This is a genomic window from Streptomyces sp. NPDC093109 (genome assembly GCF_040701725.1).
Lineage (GTDB): Bacteria > Actinomycetota > Actinomycetes > Streptomycetales > Streptomycetaceae > Streptomyces.
In genome coordinates, this window is sequence record NZ_JBFBEZ010000005.1 from 217373 (window position 1) to 232787 (window position 15415).

The 15415-nt window shown below is 73.0% G+C and carries 11 protein-coding genes, 2 tRNA genes and 1 pseudogene; 9 read left to right on the plus strand and 5 right to left on the minus strand.

Annotation, left to right across the window (positions count from 1 at the left end):
- Positions 1-33 precede the first annotated feature (33 nt).
- The 4 genes and pseudogenes from AB0389_RS07980 (at position 34) to AB0389_RS07995 (ending at position 2740) form a co-directional block, all read left to right on the plus strand.
- Complete coding sequence (locus AB0389_RS07980; RefSeq protein ID WP_366394461.1) at positions 34-1374, plus strand: AAA family ATPase; 1341 nt, start codon at positions 34-36, stop codon at positions 1372-1374.
- Positions 1375-1469: 95 nt separating this feature from the next.
- Positions 1470-1835: a hypothetical protein gene (locus AB0389_RS07985; protein WP_366394462.1), complete on the plus strand. Its 366-nt coding sequence runs from the start codon at positions 1470-1472 to the stop codon at positions 1833-1835.
- A gap of 180 nt (positions 1836-2015) precedes the next feature.
- Positions 2016-2676 (plus strand): annotated as a pseudogene (locus AB0389_RS07990) (bifunctional DNA primase/polymerase).
- Positions 2667-2740: transfer RNA gene (locus AB0389_RS07995), tRNA-Lys, on the plus strand. The pseudogene AB0389_RS07990 and the gene AB0389_RS07995 overlap by 10 nt, the downstream one beginning before the upstream one ends.
- 129 nt (positions 2741-2869) lie before the next feature.
- Here AB0389_RS07995 and AB0389_RS08000 read toward each other — a convergent pair.
- A complete protein-coding gene (locus AB0389_RS08000; protein ID WP_366394463.1) occupies positions 2870-4114 on the minus strand; it encodes a M6 family metalloprotease domain-containing protein in 1245 nt (414 codons plus the stop codon).
- Positions 4115-4491: 377 nt separating this feature from the next.
- Here AB0389_RS08000 and AB0389_RS08005 point away from each other — a divergent pair, with 377 nt between their 5' ends.
- A complete protein-coding gene (locus AB0389_RS08005; protein ID WP_366394464.1) occupies positions 4492-6513 on the plus strand; it encodes an EAL domain-containing protein in 2022 nt (673 codons plus the stop codon).
- Here AB0389_RS08005 and AB0389_RS08010 read toward each other — a convergent pair.
- Positions 6497-7936: a WGR domain-containing protein gene (locus tag AB0389_RS08010; protein WP_366394465.1), complete on the minus strand. Its 1440-nt coding sequence runs from the start codon at positions 7934-7936 to the stop codon at positions 6497-6499. The genes AB0389_RS08005 and AB0389_RS08010 overlap by 17 nt on opposite strands.
- A gap of 136 nt (positions 7937-8072) precedes the next feature.
- Positions 8073-9125 carry an LLM class flavin-dependent oxidoreductase gene (locus AB0389_RS08015; protein ID WP_366394515.1) on the minus strand — a complete coding sequence of 351 codons (1053 nt, stop codon included), beginning with the start codon at positions 9123-9125 and terminating at the stop codon, positions 8073-8075.
- A gap of 278 nt (positions 9126-9403) precedes the next feature.
- Between AB0389_RS08015 and AB0389_RS08020 the strand changes: the two genes are divergently transcribed.
- The 4 genes from AB0389_RS08020 (at position 9404) to AB0389_RS08035 (ending at position 13048) form a co-directional block, all read left to right on the plus strand.
- Positions 9404-10420, plus strand: a complete 1017-nt coding sequence (locus AB0389_RS08020) for a D-2-hydroxyacid dehydrogenase (RefSeq protein WP_366394466.1) — start codon at positions 9404-9406, stop codon at positions 10418-10420.
- A complete protein-coding gene (locus AB0389_RS08025) occupies positions 10413-11867 on the plus strand; it encodes an amidase (RefSeq protein WP_366394467.1) in 1455 nt (484 codons plus the stop codon). The genes AB0389_RS08020 and AB0389_RS08025 overlap by 8 nt, the downstream gene beginning before the upstream one ends.
- Before the next feature lie 265 nt (positions 11868-12132).
- Entirely contained in the window at positions 12133-12891 is a 759-nt protein-coding gene (locus AB0389_RS08030) for an IclR family transcriptional regulator C-terminal domain-containing protein (RefSeq protein WP_366394468.1), read from the plus strand.
- An 83-nt stretch (positions 12892-12974) separates the two neighbouring features.
- A tRNA-Lys gene (locus AB0389_RS08035) sits at positions 12975-13048 on the plus strand.
- An 89-nt stretch (positions 13049-13137) separates the two neighbouring features.
- Here AB0389_RS08035 and AB0389_RS08040 read toward each other — a convergent pair.
- Together AB0389_RS08040 and AB0389_RS08045 are read right to left on the minus strand one after the other, a co-directional pair.
- Entirely contained in the window at positions 13138-13617 is a 480-nt protein-coding gene (locus AB0389_RS08040) for a phospholipase (protein ID WP_366394469.1), read from the minus strand.
- Positions 13618-13904: 287 nt separating this feature from the next.
- Complete coding sequence (locus AB0389_RS08045; protein ID WP_366394470.1) at positions 13905-15410, minus strand: SPFH domain-containing protein; 1506 nt, start codon at positions 15408-15410, stop codon at positions 13905-13907.
- Positions 15411-15415: the final 5 nt, after the last annotated feature.

Consider the following 15415-nt stretch of genomic DNA (forward strand, 5'->3'; position numbering starts at 1 on the left):
CGACCGCCGATCCGACCACGCCCCGGAGCCCAGATGCCCCCGACCGTTCCCGCCGACCCCGCCGTCGCCGCCGGTCTCGCGACCGAGGCGATCCTGCGCGACACCCTCCACAGCCCCCACCGGGGCATCGTCGTCGACTCGCCGCCCGGGGCCGGGAAGTCGACGCTCGTGGTGCGGGCCGCGCTGGAGCTGGCGGCGGCCGGGCGGCCACTGATGGTCGTCGCGCAGACGAACGCGCAGGTGGACGATCTCGTCGGGCGCCTCGCGGAGAAGAACCCGGAGCTGCCGGTCGGCCGGCTGCACAGCAACGACGCCGACCCGTACGACAAGGCGCTGGACGCGCTGCCCTCCGTACGGAAGTCCGCGAAGGCGGCGGACCTCGCGGGGCTGGACGTCGTCGTGTCGACGGCCGCGAAGTGGGCGCATGTGCAGGTCGCCGAGCCGTGGCGGCACGCGATCGTGGACGAGGCGTACCAGATGCGGTCGGACGCGCTGCTCGCCGTCGCGGGGCTCTTCGAGCGCGCGCTGTTCGTGGGCGACCCGGGCCAGCTGGACCCGTTCAGCGTGGTGGGCGCGGACCAGTGGGCGGGGCTGTCGTACGACCCGTCGGCGAGCGCCGTGTCGACGCTCCTGGCGCACAACCCGGAGCTGCCGCAGCACCGGCTGCCCGTCTCCTGGCGGCTGCCCGCGTCGGCGGCGCCGCTGGTGTCGGGCGCGTTCTATCCGTACACCCCGTTCCGCAGCGGTACGGGTCCGGGCGACCGGCGGCTCGCGTTCGGGGTGGCGTCGGACGGTTCCGGCCCCGACCGGGTGCTCGACGAGGCGGCCGAGTCGGGCTGGGGCCTGCTGGAGCTGCCCGCCCGGCACACGCCCCGTACGGACCCGGAGGCGGTACGGGCGGTGGCGCTGGTCGTCCGCAGGCTGCTGGACAGGGGCGCGGCGGCGACGAGCGAGCGGTCGCCGGATCCGGTGCCGGTGACGGCGGACCGGATCGCGGTCGGCACGGCCCACCGCGACCAGGCGGCGGCGGTCCGCGCGGCGCTGGCCGGGCTGGGGGTGAGCGGGGTGGCGGTGGACACGGCGAACCGGCTCCAGGGCCGCGAGTTCGATGTGACGGTGGTGCTGCATCCGCTCTCGGGCCGCCCGGACGCGACGGCGTTCCACCTGGAGACGGGCCGCCTCTGCGTCCTCGCGTCCCGGCACCGCCACGCCTGCGTCGTGGTGTGCCGCGCGGGCGTCGCGGAGCTGCTGGACGAACACCCGTCGACGGAGCCGGTCCAGCTGGGCGTGACGGTGAAGTTCCCGGACGGCTGGGAGGCCAACCACGCGGTCCTCGCGGAACTCTCCGAGCACCGGGTGAGCTGGCGGCCCTGAGGGAAGCTGTGACCGACCGGCAGGCCCTCTTGCGCCGGGCTGGACAATGGACGGTGGCCCATGGGGCCGGTACACGCACGAGCAGGAGGAACCACATGGCGGATGCCGAGCGGAGTGAGCGGCGGACACGTCCCGCGCCGCTGCTCTTCGAGCCGTCGGCGGCGGTCGCCGATCCGGAGCACTTCTTCGATCTGGAGTCCGTCGAGGATCCGGCCGAGCTGCTGGCCAGAGCGACCGAGCTGACGCTCGCGTTCCGGGCGGCGACGGACCGGGCCGTGGAGTTCCAGGCGGTGGCCGCGGCGCAGCTCGCGGACCCGCGGCGGTTCGACCGGCTGACGTCCGCGGACATCGCGCTGCGCGCGGAGTGGACCGAGGACTACGCGAAGAAGATGGTCGAGTTCGGCCGGGAGCTGCTGAGCGGCGAGGGAGCCGCGGGCGGGGCGCCGGCCGGAGGGCGGTAGGGGCGGGGGCTGCGCGGGGGCCGTCGGGGCCGGGGCTGCACGGAAGGAACTGCGCGAGAGGGTCTGCGCGCCAGCCGTGTGGCATATGCCGGGGTGCAGGTTACGCGCATGCGTACCGTCCCGTCCGGGTTTTCCCGAACTCTCGGGAGCAGGATCGTCACTCCCGGTAGACATGAACGTATGAGCGCATGGCTGCGAGACGAATCCCCCCACCGTCGCCCCGACATCCTGGGCGTCCTCCGCGACGAGAGCCGCCACCAGACCGCGTACGTCACCCCCGCCGGCGCGGACTGGCTGGCGTCCGCCGGACCGTACCCCCGCGCGACCCGTTCGCTGTGGGCCGCCCGGCCCGCCGCGCCGAGTGTGCTGCCCTGCGGCGGCGCCTTCGACGTGGTGAGCGCCCCGGCGGTGTTCGGCCGCCGGATGCTGGACCGGCTCTGGTGCGACGGGCCCGGCTCGGGGCCGGTCGCCGAGCACCGGAGCCGTACGCTCCTGTTCGCCGCGCCCGGCACGGCGCAGCGGCTGCCGTCGCTGCTGTCCTGGGAGGAGTGGGGCAGCGGCCGGGGTATCGCCCCGCCGCCGCTGCTCTGTCACGGCGCCGGTGACGCCGTGACCGTACCGCCGCTGACCCCGGGCCCCGCGGCGGGTCCGCGCTGGCTGGTCGCGCCCGACACCCGCCATCCCTGGCTGCCGGGACCCGAGGTGCTGCTCTGGGCGTGCGTACGGGCCGCCCGTTCCGCCGCGCGCACCGCCCTGACCACCTGAAACAGTCCTGGTGATATCGATTTTTCCTGGCGGCGATCCGGGTGCTAAGGTCTACGACGTCAGCAGGCGCCGCTAGCTCAGTTGGTTAGAGCAGCTGACTCTTAATCAGCGGGTCCGGGGTTCGAGTCCCTGGCGGCGCACCGACAGCGAGAAGCCCCTCACTTCTGTGAGGGGCTTCTCGCGTATGCCGTACGCCGTGCCGTATGCCGTACGCCGTGCCGTATGCCACGGTTCGGCCGTCACGGGTTCGGCTGTCACGGGTACGGCTCTCACGGGTTCGGCGTGATCTTCACCGTCCACGCGCCCGTCGCCGTCCGGTCCTCCACCTGCACCCGCGTCCCCTCGCCCGGCACCGTGAAGGTCTCGCCGACACCCAGCGGCGCGTCCGCCAGCTGCGGGTACACCGACCGGTCCGTGCACGCCTCGCTGCGCGGATGGGTGTCGACGACCTCCACCGGGCCGCCGCCCGAGGCGGTCGAGCCCCGCACCCGGTAGATCAGCACGCCCTCGGTGCAGGTGTGGGCGTCATTGCCGGTCGCCGCGCGCGCCTCGATGGCCAGCGCCGTGTCCTTGCCGGTACGGACGACCGCGAGCCGGGTCCCGGCGGCGCCGGCGACGGAGGCCGGGGCGGAGATCGGCTCCAGGGTGAGCACGCTCGTGCCCGACGGCGGTACGCAGCTGACCTGGCGCCGGTCCAGCCAGCCCAGCTTCCACTTGTGCCAGCCGAAGAGGTCCGGGGCCAGTCCGAACTGGCTGCCCATCACGTCCCAGTCCCCCACATAGGTGTCCCAGTCGCCCTTGCCGTCCATGGGCCGGTGGTAGAGATCGGCCAGGTCGAAGATGTGCCCGGTCTCGTGGGCCAGCACATTGCGGTCGGGGGGATGCCGTTCGAATACGGTGACGACGCGCTTGATGTCCGTCCCGCCCGCCCGCATCGGCCGCTCGAAGTTGACCACCTTCGTGGCGTCCGAGTCGACGCCCGGGGCGTCCGGGTCGGCGACGAAGTAGACGATGTCGTACCGCGAGAAGTCGACCTTCCGTTCGGCGACGGCCAGCGCGTCACGCAGATAGGCGGTGCGGCGGGCCGGCGCCCAGTCGCGCCGTATGCCGTACGCGGTGGAGGGCCGCGGCATCCGGAGCCAGCTGAGCCGCGGGTGCGCGCGCAGCCTGAACTTGCCGTACGAGGCGCGCTCGTAGAACTGGCCGGTGGCGGGGAAGTGGTCGGCGGCCAGCGCGGCGGGCGCGGTCAGCGGCTTCGAGTCGGGGAAGGACAGGAAGACCATGACCGCGTCGAGGGTGCGGTCGGGGCGCGGGTAGGAGGAGTTCCAGGTGTCGAGCCCGAGGGAGTGGTGCGCGGCGGTACGGGGCAGGGCGCACGGCCCCCGCGCGGTCCCGGCCGCGGCGGAGCCGGCCACCAGGGACGTGGCGGCGAGCGCCATGAGCGAGGTGAGGGCCGCCGCGGTCCTGCGCAGTCGGGGCCGCTCCCCCGGCCCGGGTGGCTGCGGACGCTCCACATCGACCTCCGGCTGCGGGATTGAGGGACACCACTCCCACCTTGTGGGATTTTGTGGTGATACGCCCTGTTCCGCTGCCCCACCCGGGTGAGGGGCCGTCAGCGCGGCACCCTCCGCCGCCCGTGCTGAGCCGTCAGCCCGGCGACACCCCGGGACTCACGGAAAGTCACCTCGGTTCCCCGGCCGCGCCATTCGGCGTCCACCGAGGCCAGACGCACAGAAACGATCGTTCAATCACTCGTCCGTGGACTTCCGCGGCCCGCTTCTCCACCCAGGAGCTGGAACGGCCACCCGGCCTACCTCTATGATCGGCACACTTTCTCTGGCTGACCGTCCCGAATCCCCTGTACGCCACCACTGCACCGCGGGAGCGAGCCGTGAGCGGAACCTCCGAAGGGCCGCAGCCGGCGGCAGTCGCGGCGGCCGGCACCGTAAGTCAACCCATGACAGAGAGTCACGTTCTCGGCAGAGAACCCGGAGCCGGGACCGGCGAGACGGCGGAGGCCGCGGCTGCCGTTGCCGCAGCCTCCGCCTCCGTAGCCTCCGCGTCCGTAGCCTCCGTGTCCGCGTCCGCCGCATCACGCGACTACCGCGCCGCGTTCCAGATCGCGCAGCTCGCGATGGCCGTCGTCGACCACGAGGGCGCGGTCGTCCGCGCCAACGACGCGCTGGGCGCGCTCCTCGGCGCGGAACCCGCCGCGCTGCGCCGGCGGCCCGCGGCCGACCTCGTCGACCTCGCCTCGGACAGCCGCACCTGGCACTCGTACCGCCAGGTGCTGGACAACCGGCGCGCCCGGTTCCGCTGCACCCGCCGGCTCAAGCACGCCGACGGACGGACGGTCTGGGCCGAGGTGACCGTCGCCCCCGTACCGGAGAGCGGCGACGTCCTGCTGTCGGTCACGGACATCAGCGACCGGCGCGAACTCCAGGCGCGGCTGCGCCATCTCCAGATGCACGACTCGGTGACCCTGCTGCCCAACCGGGCCCTGTTCTTCGAGCGGCTCGCCTCGGCGCTGGAGTCGGCGTCGTGCGACACGGGGGTGTTCCACCCGGCGCCCCGGTCGTACGGCGGCGGCAGGGGCGAGGGCGGAAGCGAAGGCGGCGGGGATGGCAGAACAGGGCGGATTGGTCTCTGCTACCTGGATCTCGACGGTTTCAAGGCCGTCAACGACACCCTCGGGCACCGCACCGGCGACCGGCTGCTCGCCGCCGTCGCGGGCCGGCTGACCGAGTGCGCCGAGTACGACGACCGCACCGGCGGCGGGGACCATCTGGTGGCCCGGCTCGGCGGGGACGAGTTCGCGGTCCTCGTCGAGGACTCCACCGGTACGGAGCAGCTCGCCGGCCTCGCCCGCCGGATCCTCACCGCGCTCCAGCGCCCGTTCGACCTGGCCGGGCAGCGGCTGTCGATGTCCGCGTCGATCGGGGTCGTGGAGCGCGCGGCGGAAGGCACCACGCCGACCGGGCTGATGCAGGCCGCGGACACCACGCTGTACTGGGCGAAGGCGGACGGCAAGGCGCGCTGGACGCTCTTCGACCCGGAGCGCAACGCGCACCGGATGACCCGGCAGGCGCTCAGCTCGACGCTGCGGCCTGCCGTCGAGCGCGAGGAGTTCGTCCTCCAGTACCAGCCGCTGGTGGGCATGGCCGACGGAGTCGTGCGCGGGGTGGAGGCGCTGGTGCGCTGGAACCACCCGCAGTTCGGGACTCTCGCGCCGAATCGGTTCATCGGGATCGCCGAGGAGGACGGCTCGATCGTGCAGCTCGGACGGTGGGTGCTGGCGACCGCCTGCCGTCAGGCGCGGCGCTGGCAGCTGGACCATCCGGGCGCCGCGCCGCTCTTCGTCAGCGTCAATGTGGCCGTGCGGCAGGTCTGGGACTCGGATCTGGTCGCGGATGTCGCCGGGATCCTCGCCGAGACGGGGCTCGCGCCCGAACTGCTGCAACTGGAGCTGACCGAGTCCGCCGTGATGGGCTCCGCGGGCCGCCCCCTCCAAGCGCTCCAGGCGCTGAGCGACATGGGGGTGCGGATCGCCATCGACGATTTCGGCACCGGCTACTCGAACCTCGCGTATCTGAGCAGGCTGCCCGTCTCCGTCCTCAAGCTGGACGGCTCGTTCGTACGGGGGTTCCGCTACGACGAGGGTGTGCACCCGAGCCCGGCCGACGAGACGATCGTCGAGGCCCTCGTCCAGCTCGCGCACCGGCTGGGGCTCACGGTCACCGCCGAGTGTGTGGAGACCTCGGGCCAGGCCGCCCGTCTCCAGCGGATCGGCTGTGACACGGGCCAGGGCTGGCTGTTCTCCCGCCCGGTCGCACCGGAGCGGATCGCGGAGATGATCGTCGCCCTGGACCCGGACCGCGTCACACCGCCGGACCGCGTCACACCAAACGCCTGATCTCGCCCCGCACCCGGTAGAAGCCCGCCCGGGCCGGATGCAGGGCATCGACCACATAGCGGGTGCCTGCCTCGCGTATGCCGCGCGGGAACTGCACGTTCCACGTCGGCTCGTAGCCGTCGGAGACGACCTGGACGCGGAGCCTGCCGCCCGCGTCGACGCACTCCACGACCACTCCGCCGGCCGGGGCCGCGCTCACCGTGGTGACCGTACGCACCGAGGTCGCCGGGGTGTAGGTGGGCAGCGCCGCGGCCGACTTGACGTCCATGGCGACGGGGACGGTGCCCTGCTGGGCGGCGGCGATCGCGGCGGGGCTCGCGTCGACGCAGACCAGGGTGCCGTCGGTGGTGACCATGTACAGCTTGTCGTCCAGGAACTGCATGGAGAGCGCCGAGCCGCCGCCCGTGCCCAGCTTCCACAGCCGTGTCCCGTCGGCGTCGAAACAGTAGACCGACGAGGACCGGTCGCCGGCGAAGACATAGCGCCCGCCCGGCGCGGTCGCGCACGAGTAGACCGTCCCGTCGCAGCGGTAGGTCGCCTCGATCGCGCCGGTGGTCTTGGCGAGCCGCTGCACGACATGGCTGGACGTGCCCGCGTACACCGCCTCGTTCTCCTGCCAGCCGAAGAGCACCCCGCCGTTCGTCCGCGTGTGCCACAACTCCCCGGCGCCGCCCGGCTCGTACGCCGTGACGCCCTCGCCGTGCCCGTGGTAGACGGCGCGTTCGTCGGCGCGCACCATCCAGCCGTACGAGCCGGCGGACTTCCGGGACCACTGGTGTTCGTCCTCGTGGTCGATGACCGTCAGTCCGCCGTTGTGGTCCGAGACGTTCAGCACGCCCTCGCGGATGTCCAGCCAGAAGATGTCGACGTCCGGCGCGATGTCGTACGCCGCGAAGGGCAGCTTCGACGACAGGTCGTAGACCTTGCCGTCGTCGCAGCCGGCGTAGATCCAGAAGTCGTCCGCCACCAGGCACTTGACGCCGTTGGGGAGCGCGTAGCGGGAGAGCACCTCGCCGCCGTGGCTGAGCGTGTAGACGTCCCCCGCCTGATTGCCCACCCAGCAGTGGTCGGCGTCGATGTGGATGCCGAACGCCGGCGAGCCCGTACGGAAGCGCCACAGCACCGGAGCGACCGCGCGGGACGTGCTGGGCGCCGAGGAGACCTCGCGGCGCGTCACCGGGCGGGCCGCGCGCTGCCCCTGGACGGCCGGGGCGTACCCCTTGCGGATCTTCTCGCCGATCTTCTTCGCCGCCGCCGCTTCCGCCTTGGCCCGCGTGGGGAAGGACGAGGTCTGCGCCTGGCCGCCGGCGCCGATCCGTCCGTACCGCACGGAGACGACGGTGTCCTCGACGATCACCTCGTAGAACTTGTGCGCCCCCGCGCCGTCCTGCGACAGCTCCAGATACGTCCTCGTACGCGACATGGCAGACCTCTCCCCCCACGTGAGGGTGCGGCGGCCGTTCCGCCGCACCCACTACGAGAACGCTACGAGGGGGCACTGACAATCGGCCCTGACCTGCGCCAACGGCCGCCGCGTGCCGGTCCGTTCCCGGCCCGCGTCACTCCGTCGGCAGGCCGTACGCGTCCGCGATCAGGTCGTAGCTGCGCAGCCGCGTCGCGCCGCCGTGGGCGTTCACCGTGATCATCAACTCGTCGGCGCCGGTGCGCTTCTGAAGGTCGTTCAGGCCCTCGCGCACGGTGTCCGGGGTGCCGTGGACGATATTGGTGAGCCAGCCGTCCACGAAGTCCCGCTCCATCGCGGTGTACGGGTACGCCGCGGCCTCCTCCGGCGTCGGGATGAGCCCGGGGCGGCCGGTGCGCAGCCGGAGCATGGAGAGGGCGCCGGTCATCACCTGTGCGCGGGCCTCGGCCTCGTCGTCGCAGGCCAGGGCCGCGACGCCGATCAGCGCATACGGCTCGGCCAGCACCCCGGAGGGCCGGAAGGACTCGCGGTAGAGGTCCAGCGCGGGGACGGTGTTCTGCGCGGAGAAGTGGTGCGCGAAGGCGAACGGCAGCCCCAGCGTCCCGGCCAGCCGCGCGCTGAAGCCGGAGGAGCCGAGCAGCCAGACCGGCGGGCGTCCCGGCGGCCCCTGGACCGGGCCGGGCACCGCGTGGATACGGGAGTACGGGTGGCCGTCGGGGAAGTCGTCGTCCAGGAAGCGGGTCAGCTCGGCGAGCTGCTGCGGGAAGTCGTCGGCGCCCTCGTTCAGCCGCTCGGAGCGGCGCAGCGCGGCGGCCGTCGCCCCGTCGGTGCCCGGCGCGCGGCCCAGGCCCAGGTCGACGCGGCCCGGGGCGAGCGCCTCCAGGGTGCCGAACTGCTCGGCGATCACCAGCGGCGCGTGGTTGGGCAGCATCACCCCGCCGGAACCGAGCCTGATGCGCTCGGTGTGCGCGGCGAGATGGGCGAGGATCACCGCCGGGGAGGACGACGCGACGCCCGGCATGGAGTGGTGCTCGGCGACCCAGTGGCGGTGGTAGCCCCTGCGCTCGGCCAGCCGGGCCAGCTCGGCGCTCGTGCGGAGCGCCTGGGCGGCGGTGGAGCCGCTGCCGACCGTGACCAGGTCCAGTACCGACAGGGGTACGGGGGCGGTGCCGCGCGTCACCCCCCGGATCGCGTCGGTCGCGCCTCTCTCGCCGGCCGTGCCGTCCGTGCCGTTCTCCGTGGTGCTCCGGCTCGCCTCGTCCACCTGTTCAAACCCTTCGCGCGTCACGTTACGTACAGTCCCAGCACAACAGGAGGGATGCTCCGGTTATTCCCCGGCCCGGCCCCGGGAGCCTCCGGAGCGCGGCCACGCCGGGCGCACGCCGCTTGTTGACGATGGCCTGAGCCGGGTGCGAGCGTGGTCGATCGTCACCTCTCCCCTGTCGCACGGCAGAAGGGCTCATCCATATGCCGTCATCGCAGCCCGAAACCCGTTCCGCCCGCCCCGGCCGTCCGGCCCGTCCCGCCCTCCCCACGCTCCTCGTGCTCGAAGCGGCCTCCCCCGGCACGCCGTCCCCTCGGCTGGGCCGGCTCACCGGCCGGGCCCGGATCCGTACCACCGACGCGGCGGGGCTCGCCGCCGAACTGCCGGCCGCCGACGCCCTGCTGGTCTGGGACTTCACCTCGGACGCCGTCAGGGACGCCTGGCCGGGCGAGGGCCCCAGGCCCCGCTGGGTGCACACCGCGAGCGCAGGGGTGGACCGGCTGCTCTGCCCCGGGCTGGTCGCCTCCGACACGGTCGTGACCAATGCCCGGGGGATCTTCGAGGAGCCGATCGCCGAGTACGTGGCCGCCCTGGTGCTCGCCATGGCGAAGGATCTGCCCGGCACGCTGGACCTCCAGCGGCAGCGGCGCTGGCGCCACCGGGAGGGGCTGCGGGTCGCGGAGAGCCGCGCCGTCGTGATCGGCTCGGGCCCGATCGGCCGGGCCGTGGCCCGTACGCTGCGCTCGCTCGGCGCGACGGTGGCCGTCACCGGGCGTACGGCGCGCCCCGGCGTGTACGGCGCCGACCAGCTGGACCGGCTGCTCACCCGGGCCGACTGGGTGATCGGCGCGGCGCCGCTCACGGACGCGACCCGGGGGATGTTCGACGCGCGGCTGTTCGGGCTGATGCAGCCCTCGGCGCGGTTCATCAACGTGGGGCGCGGACAGCAGGTCGTGGAGAAGGACCTCGCGGCGGCCGTGTCGAAGCGGTGGATCGCGGGCGCGGCGCTCGATGTCTTCGAGCACGAGCCGCTGGACGCCCGGAGCCCGCTGTGGGACGTGCCGGGGCTGATCGTCTCCCCGCACATGAGCGGCGACACCGTGGGGTGGTGCGACCGTCTGGGTGAACAGTTCGTAGAGCTTTACGGACTTTGGTCGGCCGGAAAGCCCCTTCTCAACGTGGTGGACAAGAAACGTGGGTACGTCCCCATGCATGACTGATCACACACTTCTCACCGACTTGACCCGACTCTCCGCACGGCAGTTGCTGGCCGGCTACGCGCGCGGCGACTTCTCCCCCGTCGACGCGACACGCGCCGTGCTGGACCGGATCGAGACGGTCCAGCCGCTGGTCAACGCCTTCGTACGGATCGACTCCGAGGCGGCGCTCGACGGGGCCGGGAAGTCGGCCGCGCGGTGGCGGAACAAGGAGCCGCGCGGGCTGCTGGACGGGGTGCCTGTGTCGGTGAAGGACCTCTTCCTCCAGAGCGGCGGCCCCACCCTGCGCGGTTCGCGGACCGTACGGACGGCCGGCGCCTGGGCGGAGGACGCGCCGGCGGTGGCGCGGCTGCGCGAGCACGGCGCGGTGCTCGTCGGGAAGACGACGACGCCGGAGTTCGGCTGGAAGGGCGTCACGGACTCGCCGCTGAACGGCGTGACCCGTAATCCGTACGACCTCTCCCGCACCTCGGGCGGGTCCAGCGGCGGCAGCGCGGCGGCGGTGGCGACGGGCGCGGCTCCGCTGTCGATCGGCACGGACGGCGGCGGGTCGGTCCGTATTCCGGCGTCCTTCTGCGGGATTTTCGGTTTCAAACCCACGCACGGGCGCGTACCGCTGTACCCGGCAGGCCCGTTCAGCACGCTCGCGCACGCCGGGCCGATGGCGCGCGACGCGGCGGACGCGGCCCTGCTGCTTGATGTGATCAGCGGCGCCGACTGGCGGGACTGGTCGCAGCCCGCCCCGGCGGCGCCGCTCACCGCCGCGCTCGCGGACGGGGTGAACGGGGTGAAAGGGGTGCGGATCGCGTACTCCCCCTCCTTCGGAGGGCAGGTGGCGGTCCGGCCGGCGGTGGCCTCGGCGGTACGGCGGGCGGTGGAGCGGCTCGCGGAACTGGGCGCGTACATCGAGGAGGCCGATCCGGACATCACCGATCCCGTGGAGACCTTCCACACCCTGTGGTTCGGCGGCGCGGCCCGGCTGGTGCAGCCGTACGGCGAGGACCGGCGGGCGCTGCTCGATCCGGGGCTGCGGGAGATCGCGGCGGCCGGCGAGCGGTACAGCGCGCTGGACTATCTCAAGGCGGTCGACGCGCGGATGGAGCTGGGGCGGCGGCTGGGCAGGTTCCACGCGTCGTACGACCTGCTGGTCACGCCGACGCTGCCGATCACGGCGTTCGAGGCGGGCCGGGAGTCACCCCCCGGCGGGCGCGGGGTGCCGGGCTCGCGGAGCGCGGGGCAGCGCCGGTGGACGACGTGGACACCGTTCACGTACCCGTTCAATCTGACGCGGCAGCCGGCTGCGACGGTGCCGTGCGGGGTGGACGGGGACGGGCTGCCGATCGGGGTGCAGCTGATCGCGGCACGGCACGGCGACGCGCTGGTGATGCGCGCCGCGCACGCGCTGTACGAGGCGGGGGCGGCGCACATCCCGGAGCCCGCGCTCCGCTGAGTACGGTCGGCGGAAATTCCGCGCCCCGGCCCGGAGCGGGCAAACCTACTCGCGAGTTTCCCCGCGCGGCCCTCCTGCCCGTACCGCACGGCTCTGACCTCACACTCTGTTGAAGTGGTATGCGTCTGGCATATGCCAGCGTAGTGCTGCCCAGTACAGGGGCCCTGGGCCGCACGCTCATCCGTGCGCCTCGGCGGCCCCGCCGCGGCCCCCCGGCGGCTATCGTGGTCCGTGAGCTTGCGGTCACAACCTGCTAGGGGGAACCGTGGTGCTGAAGCCGGAGCCGACCGCGCCCTTCCACTCGGTGCGGTACGTCCTGCGCGTACTGGAGACCGTTTCCAAGTACGGCGGCGGCGTCATGGACACCCAGATCGCCCGGGAGAGCGGGCTGCCGGCCGGGCATCTCACCCCGCTGCTGTCGATGCTGCGCCGCGAGGGATACGTGGAGCAGATCCCGGACGGCGCGTATGTGATCGGCGACTCGCTGGCCCTGCTCGGCTCCGGCGCGGACCGGACACAGGCGCTGGCCGCCCGGGTGCGCGACAGCCTCGACAAGCTGCGCGACATCGTGGGCGCGGCGGTCTATGTCAGCCGCTACATCGACGGGGAGATCCGGGTCACCGAGGTCGCGGACGGCCCGCTCACCCCCGCGGTCAACGAGTACGTCGACTTCCGCGCGTCCGGCCACGCCAGCGCGATCGGCAAGTGCCTGCTGACCCAGCTGGACCACCACGGCCGCAAGGACCATCTGGCCCGGCACCGGATCGCCCGGTTCACCTCGCGGACGATCACCAGCGAGCAGCTGCTGCTGTCCAGGCTCGACAGCCAGCCGGCGACCATGCCCGTACTGGACATCCAGGAGTACGCGCTGGGCACGGTCTGCGCGGCGGTCCCGCTGACGGCGGGGTCCACGGTGGGCTGCCTGGCGCTCTCCCTCCCGCTCGAACACATACACCGGCTGCGCGCGGCGGCGGAGACGCTGAACCGCAGCGCGGCCCCGATGGCGCTGGCACTGACGATCTAGCTTGATCTTTAACCAGTGCGGCGTGGTCGTGAGCGCTGGTCCGGAGCACCCCGGAACAGCGGGTATTATTTTCGAGTCAGCAGGCGCCGCTAGCTCAGTTGGTTAGAGCAGCTGACTCTTAATCAGCGGGTCCGGGGTTCGAGTCCCTGGCGGCGCACCGACAGAGTGAGGCCCCTCGTGAGAGCGAGGGGCCTCACTTCTTGTGCCGGGGTCCCGTTTACGCGGGCGTCCCGTTTACGCGGAGATCTACGCGGGCGTCCCGTTCGCCGGGGCGACCCCGAAGACGTCGACCGCCTTGTAGTACGTCCACGCCGTGCTGTTGCACGAGACCTTCGTCGCACCCGAGTACCCGGCGCACACGCGCTTCAGGTCCTCGTAGAAGGCCGAGTCGAGCCGGGCCTTGTTGGCGCTGAACGTGCCGGCCGCCTTGTAGTTGCGGTAGCCGAAGTCATGGCGGGCGCAGGAGTTCTTGAAGGGGAAGCCGAAGGGGTTGTCGGGGGACATCGAGCAGTAGTCGGTGGACCAGTCGAACCCGTACGCCGACCACGCGCCCGGGTTCGCCCGAGCAGCCGCCCAGGCGTTGTAACTGGCGGCACTGGTCTGGGTCCAGCTGCTGAGCACCTGCGTCTTGTCGGCAGGAGCCGCATGGGCCTGAGTGGTGGCCAGCAGGACGGCGGGGAGCGCGAGTGCCGCGGATATGAGGGAGAGCGACAGGCTTCGGCGCATGACGGAAAACCTCCGGGCGGAAGTGGGGGGACGCGTGGGGACGCGGTGGGGGACGCACAGGAGAGGTGTAGGGGGATGGAGGCGCGAACTATGCAGTCGCCGCAAGGCTCTACGCGCGGTGACCGTCGCCGGAATGGTCCCCCACAATCCACTACGGGCAAACCCCTACGACGCCGAACTCCCCAATAAATATGGCTTGTTACCGACCCAGGAACCCCGGGGTTCACCCGGGGTTCACACGTCTCCGGCGTACCGGGGCATACCGGGCGCGCCGGCCCCGGGGTGGCTCACAGCCTCTCGCCGGCCCCCTGCCGGCCCGTGTAGAACGCGACGGTGAGGTCCTTGACCAGCGCCTTGCGCTCGTAGTCGTCCAGTTCGACCAGCCCGCGCGAGGTCAGCCTGCCGACCGTGTCGTCCACCGCGTCCACCACCGAGGTCAGCACACTGTCCCGGTGCTTGGCGTCGATCGCCGCGATCCGGCTGCGCTGCATGGCCGCGGCGATCTCCGGGGCGTACTCGATCCGGGTCGGCTGCGCGGAGAATACGTCGATGCCCACCGGCAGACACTCCGCCGACAGCAGCCGCGTCAGCGCGTCGCCCACCGCCTCGGCGTCGCGCAGCGTCGGCGCCTCGTCGTGGAACGCGTCGGCGGGCAGCTGCGAGAGCACCCGCGCCATCGCCGCCTCCACCTGCTCCCGCAGATACTCCTCGTGGTCCTGGACGCCGAGGGCCGCGCGCACGGTGTCCCTGACCCGCCAGACCACCAGCACGACGACGCGCAGCGCGGTGCCGTTCGAGTCGACCGCCGGCATCGGCTCGCTGCGCCAGTGCCGCAGCCGTACGTCCACGCCCCGGCGCAGCAGCAGGGGGCTCATCCAGAGCAGTCCCGTACGGCGCACGCTCCCCCGGTAGTCGCCGAAGAGCGTCAGCACCCACGCCTGGCCGACCCGGCCGCGGCCCAGCCCGCCGAAGGCGAGGAGCGCGACCGTCAGGCCGACCGCGAGCAGGAGCCAGAGCCCGGCCCCGACACCGGCGCCGGCACCGGAACCGGGCCCGCGGTACGGCCGCGACGGCAGCCGGAACGCGTCGGTCACCGCCGCCGGCAGTGCCCCCGCCCACCACACCGCCGCCGCGCAACCGAGCAGCGCGGCGGACCCGGTCAGCACGGCGGCCCAGCCGGGCAGCGCCGGTCCCGGCCGCTCGGCCAGCCGCGGATCGCAGGGCGGCGCGGCGCGCGGCGGCCGTACGGGCGCGGGTGCGGGCGCCCGTACCCACTCGCGCACCCGGGGCAGCTCGCCGGTGCCCCGGCGCCGCCCGATGACGGTGGACCGGGCGGGGCCGCCGGCCGCTTCGAGGGCGTCGGCCTCGTCGCGGAAGAGGAGATGGACGGGGATCTCCTGGGTGGCCTCCCCCACGATGAGCGGGTTCCAGCGGGGCAGTTGAGGCATGGAGGGGGCAGAGGGGGTGGTGGGGGTCGTGAGGTTAGAGGGGGCGATGGGGACAGCGGGGACGGAAGCGGGGACGGAAGCGAGCTCGACAGCGGGCTCGGCCGCCACGTCGTGGGCTGCCTCGACGGCTGCCGCCGCCTCCACCGCGGCATCCACCGCGGCCTCCACCGCGGCATCGGCCTCGGCGGCCGGCTCGGGCGCCTCGGCCGTGTTCGTCACCTCCGGCGCCGGATCCCGCACCAGCACGCCGTACCCGGCGTCCGCCGGGGACGATTCGGGCCGTACGACGAACACGCCCCTCAGGTCGGGCCCGTCGTCGTTCGATTGCGAGGTCGTCGTCGTCATCCTTG